Genomic DNA, 18,099 nt, shown 5'->3' with positions numbered 1-18,099 from the left:
ATCTGCGCGACCTACCAATTATACAGCCTCAACGACCACCCGAGCGAGACCGGCAACGGGTTCCACCAACCGGTGCGCAGGCCGGCGGTTCGCAAGGCGGCCGCGGTCCAGGTGTTGCAGCCGGCCAGCGCATTGAAATGGCCGTTCGCCTCATAGAAGCGGTCGAAATCGGAATAGGCGGCCCCTGCGATGACGATCGGCCCGCCTGGTCCTTGCTGAAAACTCGCATCGATGAAGTCGAGCAACGCGGCAAAGCGGTCTTCCGGGATGTCGAAGCCGGCGACATCGGGTCCGGAGATATTGCCGGCGACCTCGACATGCATCACTGAAGCGTCAAGCGTCAGGGCCTTGAATACGGGCATCGCCTTCAGCTGCGACCAAGTCGGCGTCTCCAGGTAGAAGGCGCGGCCGCCCCAGCCGAAGACGATGTAGCGCACCTCGGGCGCGTCGGAAGGCTGGCCGGCAGCGGCGAGGAAGCGAAAGCGCCGGCGCACGCCATCATCGACGGGAATGGCGATGTCGGTGTGGATCGGATTGCTCAGCACCAGAATGTGCCTGGCGCCCTCGCCGGCCGCGGCAGCCGGCCAGAGTGGTCGCGGCACCAGTGTGCCGAGTGCCGCGACCAGCACCACCGCGGCCACCAGCACGGCCAGGAAACGAAGGCGTTTTCTCATCCGGGCATAGTTCTTGCGATTCCATCACGTTTCAATCGAAACGATCCGATCGGCCAAATGTGAAAAAGCCCGACCGTGGCGCGGCCGGGCTCCTTCCATTTCGACGAAGCAGCGCTCAGTGCAATATCTGCGACAGGAACAGCTTCGTGCGCTCGTGGCGCGGGTGATCGAAGAACTCAGCCGGCGTGTTCTGCTCGACGATCTGGCCCTGATCCATGAAGATCACCCGGTTGGCGACTTTCCGCGCAAAGCCCATCTCGTGGGTGACGCACAGCATGGTCATGCCTTCCTCGGCAAGGCTAACCATGGTCTCCAGCACTTCCTTGATCATTTCCGGGTCGAGTGCCGAGGTCGGCTCATCGAACAGCATGATGCGCGGGTTCATGCACAGCGAACGGGCGATCGCCACGCGCTGCTGCTGACCGCCGGAGAGCTGGCCCGGATATTTGTTGGCCTGCTCGGGGATCTTGACGCGCTTGAGGAAATGCATGGCCATCTCCTCGGCCTGTTTCTTCGGGGTCTTGCGGACCCAGATCGGCGCCAGCGTGCAGTTCTCCAGGATGGTCAGGTGGGGGAACAGGTTGAAGTGCTGGAACACCATGCCGACCTCTCGGCGCACCTCGTCGATCTTCTTGAGATCGTTGGTCAATTCCTTGCCGTCGACGAAGATCTTGCCCTTCTGGTGTTCTTCGAGCCGGTTGATGCAGCGGATCATGGTGGACTTGCCGGAGCCGGACGGGCCGCAGATGACGATGCGCTCGCCGCGCATCACCTTGAGGTTGATGTCCTTCAGCACATGGAACTCGCCATACCATTTGTGCATGGCGATGATGTCGATGGCGACATCGGTGGTCGAGATGTGCATCTTCGCGGCATTGACCTTGATCTCTTCCGCGCTGACGGCGTTTTCGGTGGCCATGAACCAATCCCCTTTTTATCGTTTGTAACCGGTGTCGAGCCGGCGTTCCGTATACATTGAATAGCGCGACATGCCGAAGCAGAACAGCCAAAACACGAAGGCGGCGAACACGAGACCGGATTTCGCGGTCTGCGGCGTCGCCCAGTTGGCGTCCGAGAAGTTCTGCTTGACGACGCCGAGCAGGTCGAACATCGAAATGATGAGGACCAGGCTGGTGTCCTTGAACATGCCGATGAACGTGTTGACGATGCCGGGAATGACCAGCTTCAGCGCCTGCGGCAGCACGATCAGTCCCATCTTCTGCCAATAGCCGAGGCCGAGCGAATCGGCGCCCTCGTATTGGCCCTTGGGGATCGCCTGCAGGCCGCCGCGCACCACTTCCGCCATATAGGCGGCGGCAAACAGCGACACGCCGATCAGCGCCCTCAGGTATTTGTCGAAGGTGACGCCGGCCGGCAGGAAAAGCGGCAGCATGACGCTGACGAAGAACAGCACTGTGATCAGCGGGATGCCGCGCACGGCTTCGATGAAGACGATGCACAGCATCTTGACGATCGGCATCTTGGAGCGCCGGCCGAGCGCCAGCACGGTGCCCAGCGGCAGCGACACGGCGATGCCGACGAAGGAGAGGCTGAGCGTGATCAGCAGTCCGCCCCACCGCGACGTCTCGACATGCGGCAGACCGAACACGCCGCCCACCAGAAGAAAGAAGGCGACGATCGGCAGCACCAGGAAAAGCAGGATGGCGTTCAGGCCCTTGCGCGGCACGCTGGGGATCAGCATCGGCACCAGCAGCGCCGCGAACAGCATGGCGACCAGGATCGGCCGCCAGCGCTCCTCGACCGGATAGGTGCCGAACATGAACTGGCCGAACTTGGCGTTGACGAAGGCCCAGCAGGCTCCGCTCCAGCCATCGGGCTGGATGCCGCCCTGCGCCACGGTCGCGCAGACGGTCCGGTCCGGCCCGGTCCACTGGGCATTGATGAAGGCCCAGTTGATGACCTGCGGCAGGACCCAGGCGACGATGATGATGCCGAGTATGGTGAGGATGGTGTCGCCGACCGAACCGACGAGGTTCTTGCGGACCCAGGCATACAGGCCACGCTCGCTGATCGGCGCCGCCTCCGCCAGGGCCATTTCGGTGCGCACCCAGGACATGTCGTGTTCCTGCATGGCCCTACCTTTCCACCAACGCCATTCTGGCATTGACCACGTTCATCACGGCCGAGGTCACCAGGCTGAGTATGAGATAGGCGATCATCATGATCAGCACGCCCTCGACCGCCTGGCCGGTCTGGTTGAGCACCGTGCCGGCGGTCGCCGTCAGGTCCGGATAGCCGATGGCGATGGCCAGCGAGGAGTTCTTGGTCAGGTTGAGATACTGGCTGGTCAACGGCGGGATGACGATGCGCATGGCCTGCGGCACCACGACCAGCCGCAGGATCGATCCCGAGCGCAGGCCAAGTGCGGCGGCGGCCTCGGTCTGGCCCTTGCTGACACCCCTGATGCCGGCCCGCACGATCTCGGCGATGAAGGCCGCCGTGTAGCAGGACAGCGCCAGATAGAGCGACAGGAACTCCGGCTTGACCTGGAAGCCGCCGGTCAGGTTGAAGGTCGATTGTTTCGGAAAATCGAAGCTCAGCGGAAAGCCGCTCAGCGCATAGGCGAGCAGCGGCAGGCCGACGATCAGCGCGACGGACGTCCAGAACACGGGAAACTGCTGACCCGTCGCCATCTGCCGCTGGCGCGCCTTGCGGGCGACGAACCAGGCCATGGCGATACCCACGATGAGCGCCACGAAGATCAGCCATGAGCCCTCGCCCCAGACGGCGCGCGGGAAATAGAAACCGCGCTGGTTGAGGAAGGAACCGAAAGGCAGGTTATAGCTCTCGCGCGGCGGCGGCAACACGGCCAGCACGCCCGAATACCAGAAGAAGATGACCAGCAGCGGCGGGATGTTGCGGAAGATCTCGACATAGACCGTGCAGATCTTGCGGATCAGCCAATTCTGCGACAGCCGGCCGATGCCGATGACGAAACCGATAATGGTCGCGGTGACGATGCCGGCCACGGCGACGATGATGGTGTTGATCAGGCCGACAATGATGGCGCGACCATAGGTCGAATCCGACGTGTAGGCGATCGGCGTGTCCGAGATGTCGAATCCGGCGCGGCCCCTGAGAAAGCCGAAACCAGAGGCGATGTGAAGACGCTGCAGATTGTCGATGACGTTCTGCACGATCCACCAGACAGAGCCGAACAGAACGACGACGACCAGTGTCTGGAAGAAGAGACTGCGGACTTTCGGGTCGTTGATAAAGGAGCCGCGACTTGTGTCCTCGCGAAGGACTTCCTGCGATGCCATATCACCGTCCCCTGTGAAAGAGAAACCGGAAGGCAGATGGTTCTGCCTTCCGGATCACATTTCGATCAGCGGATCGGCGGAGCGTATTGCAGGCCGCCCTTGGTCCACAGCGCGTTGATGCCGCGGGCGATCTTCAGCGGGCTGCCCGAGCCGACATTGCGATCGAACATTTCGCCGTAATTGCCGACCGCCTTGACGATGTTGACGACCCAGTCGTTGGAGACGCCGAGATCGGTGCCGATCTTGGTGTCGGCTTCCTGGCCGAGCACGCGCTTGATCTCAGGGCTGGCCGAGTTCTTCATCTCGTCGACATTGGCCTTGGTGATGCCGAGTTCCTCGGCGTCGAGCAGCGCGAAATAGGTCCACTTGACGATATGGTACCACTGGTCGTCGCCCTGGCGCACTGCCGGTCCGAGCGGCTCCTTGGAGATGATCTCCGGCAGCACGACGTGATCGGCCGGCGCACCCAGCGTCAGGCGGATGCCGTAAAGGCCGGACTGGTCTGTGGTGTAGACGTCGCAGCGGCCGGCGTCATAGGCTGCGTTGACCTCTTCGAGCTTCTCGAAAACGACCGGATTGTACTCCATCTTGTTCGCCTTGAAGTAGTCGGCGAGGTTGAGCTCGGTGGTGGTGCCGCTCTGCACGCAGACGGCGGCGCCGGACAGCTGAAGCGCCGAATTGACGCCCGGCAGCTTCTTGGCGTTGATCATGAAGCCCTGGCCGTCATAGTAGGTGGTGCCGATGAAGTTCAGGCCAAGTGCCGTGTCGCGGTTAATGGTCCAGGTGGTGTTGCGCGACAGGATGTCGATCTCGCCCGACTGCAGCGCGGTGAAGCGCTCCTTGGCGCTGAGCGGCGTGAACTTGACCTTGGAGCCGTCACCGAAGACGGCGGCCGCCACGGCGCGGCAGAAATCGGCATCGATGCCTTGCCAGTCACCCTTGTCGTCCGGCGCGGAGAAGCCGGCCAGACCCGTCGAGACGCCGCACTGGATGAAGCCCTTCTGCTTGACCGTGTCGAGCGTGGTGGCTGAAGCCGTTGAAGCCACGGCTCCAAGCGCGGCGGCTCCAAGGATGCCGATTGCAATGTGTTTCATGACCCACAGACCCTTTTCTGTTTTCAGGCAAACCTGATCTTTTTTTCCCGCGTGAACGCAGCTTTTCGTTCCGGCCCATTTCCGGAACTCCGCATCGCAGTCGACGCGCCGCCTCCCATTCACGAACAGCATCGAAGGCGATAATTCCTGTGAGGTCAAGGAAAATGACCGAATTCAGATGGGTTTGAAAATCGTTTGCCGCAATTGCCTGAATAGCAGACAAACGCGCCCGCAATTTAGTCAGAAGCGCGAATAAAGCCGGCGAAGCTCGCCCTACGCCAGGCTGCGCTCTGTCCGCAAAAAATCCATCCGCCCGATTACTCTGCGTTACTGTGCTCTGCCGGCCGGTTGCGTGCCGATGTCTGCGCCCTCTGGCTGGATCTGGGTCATGGTGAGGTACGCTTTGCGCTATCAGGCGACGCATGCCGCTGCCGGCGGCGGGCTTTCTGGCCGCGCCATTACGCTTGCAGTCGGCCTGCGGCGGCTCCGGCAATTGGCACATTCGAAGTCGGGGTCCTGGCGAAAGCCGGCTGTTGCGCGGTCCATGTCGCCGCACTATGGCTAGCGGCTTACCAAAAAAGGCGACGACGAATGGCAAAAGACGGCAACGAGCCGGTGACTGGCAAAATGGGCATCAACACGCGGCTTGCCCATTCGGGCAACAACCCGCACGACTATTTCGGCTTCGTCAATCCGCCTGTCGTGCACGCCTCCACGGTGCTGTTCCGCAATGCCGCCTCGATGGCTGGACGGGACCAGAAATACACCTACGGCACGCGCGGCACACCGACCACCGACGCCTTGGCCCAGGCCATAGACGCGCTGGAGGGGTCGGCCGGCACGATCGTGGTCCCGTCGGGCCTGGCGGCGGTGACGGTGCCGCTGCTTGCCTTCGTTTCGGCGGGCGACCACCTGCTGATCGTCGACAGCGTCTATCATCCGACGCGCAACTTCGCCGACACGATGCTGAAGCGGCTCGGCGTCGAGGTCGAGTATTATGCTCCCGGCATCGGCGCGGGCATCGCCGCCTTGATCAAGCCGAACACCAAGGTGGTGTTCACGGAATCGCCGGCCTCAAACACGTTCGAGGTGCAGGACATACCAGCCATCGCGAAGGCCGCGCACGCCGCCGGTGCCATCGTCATGATGGACAATACCTGGGCGACGCCGCTTTATTTCCGTCCGCTCGACCATGGCGTCGACATCTCGATCCATGCGGCGACGAAATATCCCGCCGGTCATTCGGACGTGCTGCTGGGTACGGTGTCGGCCACCGAGGCCTGCTGGAAACAGCTGTATGAAAGCTTCTGCACGCTTGGCTGCTGCGCCGGACCCGACGACGTCTACCAGGTGCTGCGCGGCTTGCGCACCATGGGGGTGCGCCTCGATCACCATCAGCGCAGCGCGCTCGCCATCGCGGCATGGCTGGAGGGCCAGAAGGGCGTGGCGCGCGTGCTCCACCCCGGCCTTCCCAGTCATCCCGACCACGCGCTGTGGAAGCGTGACTTTTCCGGCTCCAGCGGCATCTTCTCCATCGTGCTTGCCGGCGGCGGCCAGAAACAGCAGCACGCGTTCCTCGACGCATTGCGGATCTTTGGTCTCGGCTATTCCTGGGGCGGTTACGAGAGCCTTGCCGTGCCGGTCTGGCTCGGCGACCGCGTCGTTGCCAAGGGCCCCTATGAAGGGCCGTTGATTCGTCTCCAGATCGGCCTCGAGGATGTCGAGGACCTCATGACCGATATTCTTCGCGGGCTCACCGCCGCCGCAGCGGCCTGACGCGACCTCTCGGACCGATACCAGCAGCGCCCACAAGGCCTTGACGCGATTGAGCAAACGGGGGCCGCACGCGGCGCCCCGGTCCGGCCATGTCGGCAATATTATTCTCCCCATCCGCAGTTTTGCGGATTTGTTTGACTTCCAAATTGCCGGCTTCCGCTTCATTGCGGCAGCGGAAATCATTCCCCAGCCACCGCACCAAGAGCCTGCCCATGGCGTTCCGCCTCTTTGTTCCCATTCTTGCCGGCGCGACGCTGCGCGAACGCATCATCGCCTGCGTCGGTGCGATGATCGGCATTGCGCTGACTGGCGCGATCAGCGGACTCACACTGGGTAGCGGGCCACATGTGCCGCTGCTGGTGGCGCCAATGGGAGCATCGGCGGTGCTGTTGTTCGCGGTGCCCGCCAGCCCGCTGGCGCAGCCCTGGTCGATCATCGGCGGCAACACGATCTCGGCGCTTGTCGGCGTGATCGTGGTGCAATTCGTGCACCAGCCGGTGCTCGCCACCGGTATTGCGGTAGCGCTGGCGATTGCCGCAATGTCGTTCACGCGCTGCCTGCATCCACCCGGGGGTGCGGCGGCATTGACCGCGGTGTTCGGCGGCCCAGCCGTGATCAGCGCCGGCTTCCTTTTTCCTTTCGTGCCGGTGGCGGTCAATTCGATGCTGCTGGTGGCGCTTGGCTACGGCTTCCACAAGCTGGCCCGGCGCAACTACCCGCACGTGCCGGCCCCGGCGCCGGTAAACAGTCACGGCACCATCGATCCGCCGGCGCAATTGCGTGTCGGTTTTCGCTCCGAGGACATCGACGCCGCGCTTGGAGCGCTCGACGAGACCTTCGACATCGATCGGGGCGATCTCGACCGGCTGCTGCGGCAGGTCGAATTGCAGGCCATGGTGCGCGAGCATGCGACGTTGCGGTGCCAAGACATCATGTCGCGCGACGTCATCTCGGTGGACGAGCACACGCCAGCCGCCGCTGCGCGCCAATTGCTGCTTGACCACAACATACGAACCTTGCCGGTGGTGGATGCCGAGGCAAGGCTGGCCGGAACCGTGGGCTTGCGGGAACTGACGCTGGCGGCCGGCACGGTCGGAACCGTGATCTCGCCGGCGGCAACCGCAACTGCCGGCTCGAACGCCATGGCGCTGCTGCCAGTGCTGACCGACGGGCGCAGTCACGCCGTCATCATCGTCGACGATAAAAACCACATCCTCGGGCTGATCACGCAAACCGATCTGCTGGCCGCGACGGCGCGGATGCAAAACACCGGCAGGGAGCCGGCCAAAGTGCTAGCATAGGCAGCCAGGCGGATCGCCTGGCGTGATTTTTCGGGAACCTTTTTTCGAAACCTGCATCCAATCTTTCGTGCAAGGATCGATGGAGGACACATGCCTGCGCTGACGGCAACATCAACAGCGACGGACGAGCTCCGGCTCGTAGCCCGCGCGCTTGCCCGCGACAGCGATGCCTTTCGCAAGATCATGAAGCTGAACAACCAGCGGCTCTACCGACTGGCGCGCGGCATGGTGCGCAACGACAGCGAGGCCGAGGACATCGTGCAGGAGGCCTATGTCAGGGCCTTTACCAATCTCGGCACCTATCGCGGCGATGCTTCGCTTTCCACCTGGCTGTCGCGCATCGTCATCAACGAGGCGCTCGGGCGGCTTCGCAAAGGACGGCGAACCGTGGCCATGCCTGAAAACCCGGAAGCGCAGATCATCCGGTTTCCCCTCAACCCAAGCGACGATCCGGAGCGGACGATGGCGCAGCGGCAGATCCTCGGGCTTGTCGAGCGGGCGACCGACAGCCTGCCCGACGCCTATCGCGCGGTTTTCGTGGCCCGCGTCATCGAGGGCCTGAGCATCGAGGAGACCGCCGACCTGCTCGGCGTGCGGCCCGAGACCGTCAAGACGAGACTGCACCGCGCCCGCGCTTTGCTGCGCAAGGCGCTGGACGACGAGATCGGGCCGGTGCTGCTCGACGCCTTCCCCTTCGCCGGCCGGCGCTGCGAACGGCTGACGCAGGCCGTGATGAAGCGGCTCGGATTCGAGGGGTGATCTTCAAAGCCAGATCTTTCGCCGATTTGTCGGGAACGTTTCCGCGCCATCCTCATCCAATGAATGTCAACCCAGATGAAGCCCGCTGCCCAGGCTGTCGGGCGGAAGGAGATGCCATGCTTATCAGACACACCGCAGCGCTTGCCGCCCTCTTGCTGCTTGGCGCTGCCCCATTCGCGCAAGCTGCCGACAAGCCGACCGACCCGCAGATCGCCCACATCGCCTACACAGCCGACATGATCGACATCGAGGCGGCCAAGCAGGCAATCAAGAAATCCAAGAACAAGGAAGTCGTCGATTTCGCCAAGGACATGGAGCGCGACCACGAAGCGGTGAACAAGCAGGCGCTCGACCTGCTCAAGAAGCTCAAGGTGAAGCCGGAAGACAATGCCACCAGCCAGGCGCTGACCAAGGCGGCGAAAGAGGAACATGCCAAGCTCGCCAAGCTGAAAGGGGCTGCCTTCGACAAGGCCTATGTCGAAAACGAGGTGGCCTACCACAAGCAGGTCAATGGAGCGCTCGAAACCCTGCTCATTCCGTCGGCCAGCAATGCCGAGCTGAAGAGCCTGCTCGAAACCGGCCTCAAGATCTTCCAGGGGCATGAGCAGCATGCCGAACATGTCGCCGGCATGTTGAAATGAAAGCGGCCGTGCTGATCCGACCGCTCCTTGCCTGGCTGGCGCTGGTGCTTGCCGCCGGCCCGGCGCCGGCAGCGACGATCGAGGTGACGATCGACAAGCTCGTCTTCTCGCCCGCAAGCGTCGAGGCCAGGGTCGGCGACACGATCGAGTGGGTGAACAAGGACGCATTCGCCCACACGGCCACGGTGAAGGGCAGCTGGGAGGTGATGATCCCGCCGAAGGCGAAGGGAAAACTGACCCTCAAGACGGCGGGAGCGGTTGATTATTTCTGCCGCTTCCATCCCAACATGAAAGGCCGATTGGTAGTGGCGCCCTGAAAATCTGGGCCGGTGGCGGGACTTGGCCGCAAATACCAAGCCCCGCCACTCCGGAGCACCCGCCACTCCGGAGCACCCGTCACTCCGCAGCAATTGAGCACGGAACAGTCGCGCCAGGGATCAGAGCGCCAGCCATGCCGTGCCGACCGCCAGCGTCAGCAGCGTCAATGGCAGGCCGACTTTGAAGAAAGCGCCGAACGACAGCGACGTGCCGGCGGCGCGCGCCTGCTCGGCAACGATCAGATTGGCGACGGAACCCAGGAGCGTGAAATTGCCGGCCAGCGTCGAGCTCATGGCGACGACCAGCCAGGCGCGCTCGGGGTTTTCCAGGCCGGGGATGAAGGGCCGCAGCGCCAGCACGGCCGGCACGTTGCTCATTATGTTGGAGAGCAAGGCGGTGAAGCCCGACAGGCGCCAGACGTCGTCCAGCCCGACGTTCTTGGCCGATGCGACGATGTCCGGTGTCAGCAGCGTTCGTTCGGCGCCGGCAACCACGATGAACAGGCCGGCGAACATGAACAGCAATGGCCCGTCGATTTCGCGATAGATGCGCTCTGGTTTGATGGCGCGGGTGAGCAGGAGGATGGCGCCGCCGATGAGCGCCGCCTTGGCGACAGGCACACCGGCGAAGAAGGCCACGGCCAGTCCGATGCAAACCACCACCGCTTTCAGCACTTGGCGGCGATGCATGCGGCCGCGCGAGACCTGCGGCGTCAATTCGCCGTTGCGCGCGAATTCGGTGCGGTAAACGACGCGAACAATGGCGATGACCGCGACGAGACCGAACAGGGCAACCGGAGCCAGAGCCGCTGAAAAGGCCGGATAGGAGATGCCCGACAGCGCACCGATGACCATGTTTTGCGGATTGCCGGTGATGGTGGCGACACTGCCGCAATTTGACGCGGTGGCGGTCGCGATGAGGTAAGGAACCGGATTGCGTTTGATGGCGCGGGTGACGTGAACGACGATCGGCGCCATGACAAGACAGATGGCGTCATTGACCAGGAAGGCCGACAGCAGGCCGGTCAGCAGGGTCACCATAACCAAAAGCATGAACGGCGCATGCGCATGCTCGATCGCGATGGCACCGAGGCCGCGAAAGGCGCCCGAGACCTTCAGATGCGCCACTACGATCATCATGCCGAGCAAAAGCGTGATGGTGTCGAAATTGATGGCGCGGTAGGCATCCTCCAGGCTGATCGCCCCGATGGCGATCATCGCGGCCCCGCCGAGCAGTGCGATCCCCGCCCGATCGAGGCGCAGGCCTGGTATGCGGCCGACGGCGACGCCGGCATAGGTCAGGACCAGGATCAGCAGTGCCGCCGCGCCCATCAATGTCATGCGAAGAAGGCCCTGCCCGATGCATTCAGCCCCGGCCGGAGCTGTGGCCACCACCTTTAGCGGGCGGCGCGCAAAGCGAAAATACCTTCTGCGTGATGGCTGCAGAAATCCCCAGCGACGCGCCCCCGGCGCCGGTGGCTGGCCGGATCCGCCTCAATGAACCGTGATTGTCGCGGCTGGCGGCGTTTGCTGAGAAACCATCGGATCGAAACTGACCTGGTCGCGTCCATTCGATTTGGCTGCATAGAGCCGCCTGTCGGCTGCCGAGAATATCTCCTCATAGGTAGTCGGCCCGTTAAAGGCAGTACCGCCAATGCTGACGGAAAGCGGACAGGACCGGCCGCCCGGCGAAAATTCCACCTCACGAATTCGCCGGCGGATGCTTTCGGCAACCAGCCAGGATTGCGAGGGATCGACACCGGGAAGAAACACGCCGAATTCCTCGCCGCCGATGCGGCCGACGATGTCGGTGCCGCGGAGCTGATCCTTGATCGTCTGCGCGATCAGTTTGAGCGCCTGGTCGCCGCAGTCATGCCCAAGCCGGTCATTGATCGATTTGAAGTGATCGGCGTCGATGATCAGCAGTGCACCGGAATTGGCCGACGCCTGTTTGCGGACCTGTTCGAGATAGGCTTCGACCAGCATGGAGAAAGCGCCGCGGTTGAGCACCGCCGTCAGGCTGTCGGTGGCGGCAACGACGGTGAGATCGCGCTGGGCAATGGCCAACTGGCGTATCTTCCACATCAGGAAGAAGAGAAACGATCCACCCAGCACCAGGGGCAACAGAATGTCGGTCAGCTGAGCCCGCCACACAGCTTCGGGGGAAAGATACGGGAAATTGAACGAATCGACGAAAAACGCCACGCCAATGAAGAACGCCGTGCCGGCGGCGGTGACGGCGATCACCCTGCCCCAACTCGTCGGCGACAGGTCGAGCTTCATCTCTTCAACTCCGTTAGCCGCGTCTACTATGACGCGCCAACGCAAACAAAACGATAAGACTTTCCCTCCAATTCGACGGCAGAGGTTGCAGGGTTACGGCCGCCGGACCGGCGGCCGCCTCCGGCCTGCGTCTCGAAGATTTGTCCGGATCATCGATCCGGACCTACGACAGGAGGGTCCTGCCGTCAGCCGTTGGGCGCCGATTCGCCCAGCGTCTCTGCAACAAAGGATGCCGCGATCAGATCGTCGGCATCCAGGCCTAGAGAGCCTTCGCCCGCTCCCATGATGGCGGCAACCTTGTGGAAGGTCTTCAGCTCATGGTCGGAAATCCGGGCGGTTTGCATCTTGGCTTTGAGCTCGGCGATACGTCGCCCCAAGGCGGGCGACGTTCCAATTTCACGTTTCGACATGACGCGGTTTTCTCCTTCCCCAACCCATGCTTGTTTTGCCCGCCATTCGCAGCCCGAATGCTTACTTTTATGAGGGACCGCGAATACAAGGCCCCGAACGCATGATCGTTACGAAGGTTCCCGCGCGACAAGGTCACGAAATAATACGGAAAGGGCGCCGCGGCGGCGGCGTGCCGCCGTCGCGCCGGCAAGCGCATTCGTGAAGACGAGAAGGGATGAAAAGTTCCGACCGGATTCCTGCCCGCGTTGAAATTTCTCACGTCCAGAGCAGCTAAGCCGTTGATGCCCTTCCCGAGAGATGGGTGACAGTTCATTCCGGATAGATGGGTTACACTTTCGGCCCTTTGCAAGGAGAGCAAGGTGCCTTGGAAGGAGTGTAACGTCATGGAAGAGCGGCTGAAGTTCGTCGCCCGGCTGCTGGACGGTGAGAAGATGGCCGTGCTTTGCCGAGAGTTCGATATCTCGCGCAAGACCGGCTACAAGATCCTCGCGCGCTACCAACGATAGCGGCCTGGAGGGGCTGACGGATCGATCGCGTCGGCCCTATCGCCACGCCAATCAGCTTCCGTTTACCCGCAACTGCCGTTCCCCTTAGGAGAAGAATAAGGATAGGGAAACGACGGACGGGCGAAGCTATTATCTGATACATAATCAAAGTTATCCAGCAGCATTATCTAGATAATCATTATCTGGATTATGGCCTCGGGTTATCGGGAAAATATTATATTTTTTTTGCAGTAGGGGATTTTTGATAGTGACGTCTCATTGCAGTATTCACACCGGGGGCCATTCCCTGGTTCAAACTACCCCCCCGGGTGTCTCCGGCCACACGATCACACCCTCCCCCGTCTTCTTCCTGGTTCCAGGGTTCGGTTCTTCTCCATGGTTCCGGCGCTTCGCGCCTTTGGGCAACTTGGATCAAGATGAGGCACGATCACGGCTACAGTTCTGGTGTTCGTTATTCGCGTCGAGCCATCCTTTCGGCGAGACCGTGAGCCACCAAAACAAACGAAACACATCAGCAAGGCATTGCCGCCGATTTTTAGGACACAGTAGAGGGTAGATAGCTCCCTTCTCGGACTCTATTTTCCGTAGATAGTCCAGCGTCGAGAGATCCGCCGAGGATTCTATGCGCACGATGAAATCGGACACGTCCGGCCCGGTCCGGACCTTCGTCTGTGGGCGTTGCACAGGTGCCAAGTTGGACCGACAGGGAGGTTGCTGCTATCGAGGTATAGTCCTAGGCGCTCACCCTCTTGGTTCAGTAAGGCATTGCGCATCCGGCCTGCCTCCGTGTTGGTCATCAGCGATGAGGCCTCACAGCGGCGAGTTGTGCCATCAGCTCGGCGCCTTCAACGAGATGCACAGTCGGTGGAAGTTAGCTTCAATTCTCAGCCGAACAGAGCCCAACCGGAATATCCATCCACCGAAACTACTCCTAAAGCCTAATCGGATCCGCCTGTCGTCCTCTTGGCGATCTTGGGCAGGACGACAGCGCCGTTTGAACTACTCTCATGGCAGCACAGCCCAGTGGCCTGCTGCGGTTCTGGTTCGAGGTCACCCGTTGTTCAACGGGTCTAGAAAAAGCACGATGGTCCGTCTGTGAGGGCCGTGATCTGATTGGCAACTAATCCCCATCGCTTTCTTTGGCTCGCGGATCGGTCAAACGCCGAGAGCAACCAACGACCATCACCTATGAAGCAATGGGAGTAATAAACAACCGTGAGAATCCTTGGACGTTACCAATTCTTAGACGCCGGATCCGCTGCTTGCCAGCCCCGGTCCCTTTTCTACTTGACCTTCGGCAACCAACCGGCAGGTCGACCGAGGGCCAGGATCTGGCTTAATATCAGCCTCGAGGCTAACGAACCCGCCATTCTACCGACCGCTTCGCCAATCACGGATCGCCTGGAAAGGTTGTGGCCAGCACGTCGATTTAGACGTGACCCGCAACGACCTGTTCGATTTTGTAAAGCTTCGATCCGAAATTTTAGCCGTGCCATGAGATGTATCTACTTGGTGTCGTATCGACCTGCGCTGCGCCAACGAGGACGCCAACGTCCGGCAGGGTATCAACGAATATAGATCTCGTCACGCTGCTCACCGGTACGTTCGTCAGTCCCTCGTCCGCATCCGAAGGACTGACCGCACTGCATCCTGCACCCGACTACCATCGGAAGGCTGAGTGGATCCAAAGAAAGGGGGCAAGGAACAATCCTTGCTCCCTTTTTAGGTGGTCACACGACAGTGAAATCCGAAAAATATCTTCGGGATGATCGACTGCGAAAGTTGGAAAAGTTGAACTCGTTTCCAACCTTGGTTCCAACTTTCTAAATGCTATTCTGACTTCTTCTCAAAACATCGGCGAAAGGGAACCTAAGGTCCAACGGTCACCAGCGTGACGCTCTCGTTCCTGGTCCTCACTCTGCTTTCATAGATCCTAAATGTGCCGTACGACCATCGCATACAATTAAACCGAGGCTATTTCCGACAGCGGAAACAAGATCGTCGGCGTTATCATGGTCGGCTTCAATTGCCTCATCATCGCTCAGATGCTCCTGGTATAGGGCGATATTCAGTAACCGTCCGCTTTGACCATTGCGGCGAAGACTGACAATCGCTCTGGCCGAACACGACGTTCGCTGCTCGCTCCGATGAGACGCGCAGACGAGACATCGCCTTACAACCGGAGCTGATGACTGCGAAAGGGTCGATTTCTGGACATACTCATCTGGGCGCTTTCGCCGAAAGGTTGCATAAGGCTGGAAAGGAAAAGATGGTCATTCATGGCGCTGGAACGCAAACTCCTCGTCATCCTCAATGCAAAAGCACGCGATGCGCGCATTGAATTCGCCCATGCAACTTGACACAACAGATAGTCGCTCATTGCAGTTAAAGCTCAATGCGCTAGGCTGCCGGCAAGTGGGAAACGCGGCAGTGGACAAATTGTCTATCATCGCCGGCTCTCCGGTGTTTCGGATGCTTGCGCGGACTCAGTGGCAGGCAATCGCTGAGGCGGCGGAGTTCCACCGGATCGAGCCGGCTGTCGATGGCCATCTGTTCCGGTATGGCGACCTAGCGTCAGGTCTTTTCCTGATTGTGCCGACAGCCTCTAGCCGCGAAGGTCCGGTCTTGCAAGTTGGCTTTGGCGCGCCGGTCACCCCGCAATCGCCAGTGGGCTTTCGGTTGACCGAAGGCGAGATCGCGGGAGACGTAGAGTTCCTGCTCGGAGGGCTTTCGGAAAGGCTGCCGCCACGCATCTGCTCGGCTCGGATCCTGCGCAATGCTGCCGTGCTTGCCATTCCGGCGGCCGTGCTTGCAGGCATCGCCCAAACGGAAGCCGATTTCCGTCGTCGGATCATACGGCATGCTGCCCAACGGCTGACCGAAATCGCATCCGTTCACGCAGAGCGCAAAGCCATGCATCCTGAGGTGCGCTTCGCTGCCAGCCTTCTGTCCCAGATCGATGATTTTGGACATATCGCCGGCAATAAGGGCATATTTGACCATCGGCTGACCCAGCAGGATCTTGCTGACAGTCTCGGCATTTCGCGTCGGCTGCTGTCACTGCGTTTCTCCGACTGGTCGGCTCGCGGACTGCTGGACACCGTGCCAATTACGCTTCCGGATGTTGCGCGTGTTGAGCGGATCGCAGGTCTCAGCCCACCCAATCTCGCCCAGAACCTGCGTGCGGTCATCGAAAATATTGAAGACCAGACCGCCCGGGGCCTGCTGGCCAAAGCAAGTCAAACCGCCGCGGACGTTCTCAGCGTCTTTTCGGATAATCCGGTAGTCGCCTACCAGCTTGCGCTAATAAGTGTGAGGCTCGGCGCAAACAAGCAGGCGAAGGATATCCTCGCAGCGCCGATGTTCGCCTGGACGAGTTCCATGGGTGATCTCAAAGACAGATTGCGGACCGCTTGGAGGCAATCCCTCTCGCTGCGGAACGGTGACTTCCCGGGTTACGACGAAGTCGCCGAGCAGGCGTTGGACACCCTCCTCGCGGCGCGGCTGCCTATGCTTGCCATTGACATTGGCGGTTTGCATGCTCGGTTGAGTAAGGAAATGATAGGTGCTCACCAGCCGGGATCGCCGCAGCTGCGTCATCAGGCACTGGAGGCGGCGCGCCTTTATCGTGAGGTCCATGAGGCGAGCCCCAATCACTATTGCGCCGTGAATGCTGCGACTTTGTCCATGCTCGGCGGCCAGGAGGATGAGGGGCAGGCCTTAGCGCTCGCTGCGAGCCGGCTCGCCGCGCGTGAGCGGGGAAAGTACTGGGCATTAGCGTCGCTGGGCGAAGCAAGTCTGGTACTCGGCGAGCGACAGTTGGCAATCGGCCATTTCATCGCTGCTGCCGCCGCCGTTGACGCTGATCTTGCCAAGACGACCTCAACGCGTCACCAGCTCGCCCTGATTTCCGCTGCTGGTGGGCCAGACACGTCGGCCGAACTCGCCACCCTCAATATTGGAGATCCCGTCTTTTTTAGCGGCCATGTCATGAAGTCAAGCGATGGCACGCCGGAGGAGTTGACAGAAGCGGAGCGTCTGCTGGCAATCGAAGTGAGCGGATGGCTCGAGGGCCGCAAGATTCCGGCCGTGTATATGTCGCTTGGGTGCGGGGCCGATATCATCTTTGCCGAATTGGTACTAAAAGCCGGCATTCCACTAAATGTTACATTGCCCTTCACTGTCGCCCGCTTCTGTGACCTGTCGGTGGCAGTCGGAAACGGCGCTGACATTGAGACGGACTGGGTCGCGCGATATTTTGCCTGCCTCGATCAGGCCGCTACCGTGACGGAACTCTGGAGACACGAGATACGAAAAGCTGAGATCGATTACCACTATCTTAGCACCAATAGGCATCTAGCCGGTGAAACGATTTTCGCGGCAGCCGCTTTGATGACCCGACCGTGTATGCTCGCTGTTATCCATCCGCAAGCCGTGGTGAGCAAAGCCGGTGCCAAGAACGCGCTGGCCGAGTTCGTGGCGCGAGGCTTTAACGCGGATGTCATTGATGCCCGTTTGCGGCGCAAGGATACGCCCGCGGACCCGCGTGGCGCTGACCCTTTCGCACCGATGGTTTTCGCCTTTGCGCGCTCCCAACAGGACAATGCCGAGATTCGACGGCTGCTTGACGAAACGGGCTTTAGCATCCGGGCGCTAAAAGATCGCCGGATCGCAGGACATTACATGCCGTCGGGATTTGAGGAGGCGCATTTCATCGCCTCGCACCTGGCAGCGTTGGCCGCCGCGGCAGACTCTTCGGCGCGAATCATATGTGATTTTGGCCCAATCCGCGGCAGGGATGGAACGCCGAGCCTTGACGACATACTGAAGCTTGACGCCGCCGCCGACCTAACCGCCGTCGCCATCGGTAACGTCTTTGCCACAAGTGCTTTCGTCATGCGCGAAGTGGCGAGCGGTGGGGATCCCGGCCGCTATTCGGTGGTCAATGTTTCGGTCGAGCCGAACGAAGACGGGCAGGAACGGGTGCTGCGTGGCGCCAGGCAGATCTACAAGGTTCGGGAATCGTGACGGCGACGCGACCGTCAAATGGGCA

Annotated in this window: 14 protein-coding genes and 1 pseudogene; 7 read left to right on the top strand and 8 right to left on the bottom strand. The window is 61.2% G+C overall.

Going from position 1 to position 18,099, the window contains the following annotated elements:
- Nucleotides 1-11: 11 nt before the first annotated feature.
- The 5 genes from FJ951_RS14460 to FJ951_RS14440 form a co-directional block, all read right to left on the bottom strand.
- On the bottom strand, nucleotides 12-674 hold the full coding sequence (locus FJ951_RS14460; RefSeq protein ID WP_140515509.1) for a TIGR02117 family protein: 663 nt from the start codon (nucleotides 672-674) through the stop codon (nucleotides 12-14).
- Between the two features lie 115 nt (nucleotides 675-789).
- Nucleotides 790-1,593: an amino acid ABC transporter ATP-binding protein gene (locus FJ951_RS14455; protein WP_140494315.1), complete on the bottom strand. Its 804-nt coding sequence runs from the start codon at nucleotides 1,591-1,593 to the stop codon at nucleotides 790-792.
- Nucleotides 1,594-1,608: 15 nt separating this feature from the next.
- Nucleotides 1,609-2,766, bottom strand: a complete 1,158-nt coding sequence (locus FJ951_RS14450; protein ID WP_140515507.1) for an amino acid ABC transporter permease — start codon at nucleotides 2,764-2,766, stop codon at nucleotides 1,609-1,611.
- A 4-nt stretch (nucleotides 2,767-2,770) separates the two neighbouring features.
- Nucleotides 2,771-3,958 (bottom strand): amino acid ABC transporter permease, encoded by a 1,188-nt coding sequence (locus FJ951_RS14445; protein WP_140494318.1) that lies wholly within the window; start codon nucleotides 3,956-3,958, stop codon nucleotides 2,771-2,773.
- Between the two features lie 65 nt (nucleotides 3,959-4,023).
- A complete protein-coding gene (locus FJ951_RS14440; protein WP_140494320.1) occupies nucleotides 4,024-5,052 on the bottom strand; it encodes an amino acid ABC transporter substrate-binding protein in 1,029 nt (342 codons plus the stop codon).
- Between the two features lie 591 nt (nucleotides 5,053-5,643).
- On the opposite strand from FJ951_RS14440, the gene FJ951_RS14435 reads away from it, so the two are divergent.
- From FJ951_RS14435 to FJ951_RS14415, 5 genes are all read left to right on the top strand, one after another.
- A complete protein-coding gene (locus FJ951_RS14435) occupies nucleotides 5,644-6,828 on the top strand; it encodes a cystathionine beta-lyase (RefSeq protein WP_140515505.1) in 1,185 nt (394 codons plus the stop codon).
- A gap of 212 nt (nucleotides 6,829-7,040) precedes the next feature.
- Nucleotides 7,041-8,129: an HPP family protein gene (locus FJ951_RS14430; RefSeq protein WP_140515503.1), complete on the top strand. Its 1,089-nt coding sequence runs from the start codon at nucleotides 7,041-7,043 to the stop codon at nucleotides 8,127-8,129.
- Nucleotides 8,130-8,219: 90 nt separating this feature from the next.
- Nucleotides 8,220-8,888 (top strand): RNA polymerase sigma factor, encoded by a 669-nt coding sequence (locus FJ951_RS14425; RefSeq protein ID WP_140515501.1) that lies wholly within the window; start codon nucleotides 8,220-8,222, stop codon nucleotides 8,886-8,888.
- A 116-nt stretch (nucleotides 8,889-9,004) separates the two neighbouring features.
- Nucleotides 9,005-9,529, top strand: a complete 525-nt coding sequence (locus FJ951_RS14420; RefSeq protein WP_140515499.1) for a DUF4142 domain-containing protein — start codon at nucleotides 9,005-9,007, stop codon at nucleotides 9,527-9,529.
- A complete protein-coding gene (locus FJ951_RS14415) occupies nucleotides 9,526-9,846 on the top strand; it encodes a cupredoxin family copper-binding protein (RefSeq protein WP_140515497.1) in 321 nt (106 codons plus the stop codon). The genes FJ951_RS14420 and FJ951_RS14415 overlap by 4 nt, the downstream gene beginning before the upstream one ends.
- A 120-nt stretch (nucleotides 9,847-9,966) precedes the next feature.
- Here the strand turns inward: FJ951_RS14415 and FJ951_RS14410 are convergent, their stop codons facing one another.
- The 3 genes from FJ951_RS14410 to FJ951_RS14400 all read right to left on the bottom strand — a co-directional run bounded on the left by FJ951_RS14410 (nucleotide 9,967) and on the right by FJ951_RS14400 (nucleotide 12,539).
- Nucleotides 9,967-11,187: an anion transporter gene (locus tag FJ951_RS14410; protein WP_140515495.1), complete on the bottom strand. Its 1,221-nt coding sequence runs from the start codon at nucleotides 11,185-11,187 to the stop codon at nucleotides 9,967-9,969.
- A 153-nt stretch (nucleotides 11,188-11,340) separates the two neighbouring features.
- The gene (locus FJ951_RS14405; protein WP_140494334.1) at nucleotides 11,341-12,129 is read right to left on the bottom strand and encodes a GGDEF domain-containing protein; all 789 of its coding nucleotides are present in this window, start codon (nucleotides 12,127-12,129) and stop codon (nucleotides 11,341-11,343) included.
- A 185-nt stretch (nucleotides 12,130-12,314) separates the two neighbouring features.
- Nucleotides 12,315-12,539: a hypothetical protein gene (locus tag FJ951_RS14400; protein WP_140494336.1), complete on the bottom strand. Its 225-nt coding sequence runs from the start codon at nucleotides 12,537-12,539 to the stop codon at nucleotides 12,315-12,317.
- Between the two features lie 384 nt (nucleotides 12,540-12,923).
- Here FJ951_RS14400 and FJ951_RS29095 point away from each other — a divergent pair.
- Both FJ951_RS29095 and FJ951_RS14385 read left to right on the top strand, forming a co-directional pair.
- Nucleotides 12,924-13,110: pseudogene (locus FJ951_RS29095) on the top strand (helix-turn-helix domain-containing protein); the annotation flags it as partial.
- Between the two features lie 2,366 nt (nucleotides 13,111-15,476).
- Entirely contained in the window at nucleotides 15,477-18,074 is a 2,598-nt protein-coding gene (locus FJ951_RS14385; protein WP_181172238.1) for a Crp/Fnr family transcriptional regulator, read from the top strand.
- Nucleotides 18,075-18,099: the final 25 nt, after the last annotated feature.

It is taken from the genome of Mesorhizobium sp. B2-2-3 (assembly GCF_006442405.1).
Taxonomy (GTDB): domain Bacteria; phylum Pseudomonadota; class Alphaproteobacteria; order Rhizobiales; family Rhizobiaceae; genus Mesorhizobium.
Note: the sequence above shows the minus strand (reverse complement) of the source record. Positions and strands in the feature narration are given on the sequence as shown.

Excerpts from the sequence above, each read along its gene's own strand:
- FJ951_RS14415 (WP_140515497.1), top strand. The coding sequence starts at position 9,526 with ATGAAAGCGGCCGTGCTGATCCGACCGCTCCTTGCCTGGCTGGCGCTG.
- FJ951_RS14445 (WP_140494318.1), bottom strand. The coding sequence starts at position 3,958 with ATGGCATCGCAGGAAGTCCTTCGCGAGGACACAAGTCGCGGCTCCTTT.
- FJ951_RS14460 (WP_140515509.1), bottom strand. The coding sequence starts at position 674 with ATGAGAAAACGCCTTCGTTTCCTGGCCGTGCTGGTGGCCGCGGTGGTG.
- FJ951_RS14450 (WP_140515507.1), bottom strand. The coding sequence starts at position 2,766 with ATGCAGGAACACGACATGTCCTGGGTGCGCACCGAAATGGCCCTGGCG.
- FJ951_RS14435 (WP_140515505.1), top strand. The coding sequence starts at position 5,644 with ATGGCAAAAGACGGCAACGAGCCGGTGACTGGCAAAATGGGCATCAAC.
- FJ951_RS14430 (WP_140515503.1), top strand. The coding sequence starts at position 7,041 with ATGGCGTTCCGCCTCTTTGTTCCCATTCTTGCCGGCGCGACGCTGCGC.
- FJ951_RS14440 (WP_140494320.1), bottom strand. The coding sequence starts at position 5,052 with ATGAAACACATTGCAATCGGCATCCTTGGAGCCGCCGCGCTTGGAGCC.
- FJ951_RS14420 (WP_140515499.1), top strand. The coding sequence starts at position 9,005 with ATGCTTATCAGACACACCGCAGCGCTTGCCGCCCTCTTGCTGCTTGGC.
- FJ951_RS14425 (WP_140515501.1), top strand. The coding sequence starts at position 8,220 with ATGCCTGCGCTGACGGCAACATCAACAGCGACGGACGAGCTCCGGCTC.
- FJ951_RS14400 (WP_140494336.1), bottom strand. The coding sequence starts at position 12,539 with ATGTCGAAACGTGAAATTGGAACGTCGCCCGCCTTGGGGCGACGTATC.
- FJ951_RS14410 (WP_140515495.1), bottom strand. The coding sequence starts at position 11,187 with ATGACATTGATGGGCGCGGCGGCACTGCTGATCCTGGTCCTGACCTAT.
- FJ951_RS14405 (WP_140494334.1), bottom strand. The coding sequence starts at position 12,129 with ATGAAGCTCGACCTGTCGCCGACGAGTTGGGGCAGGGTGATCGCCGTC.
- FJ951_RS14455 (WP_140494315.1), bottom strand. The coding sequence starts at position 1,593 with ATGGCCACCGAAAACGCCGTCAGCGCGGAAGAGATCAAGGTCAATGCC.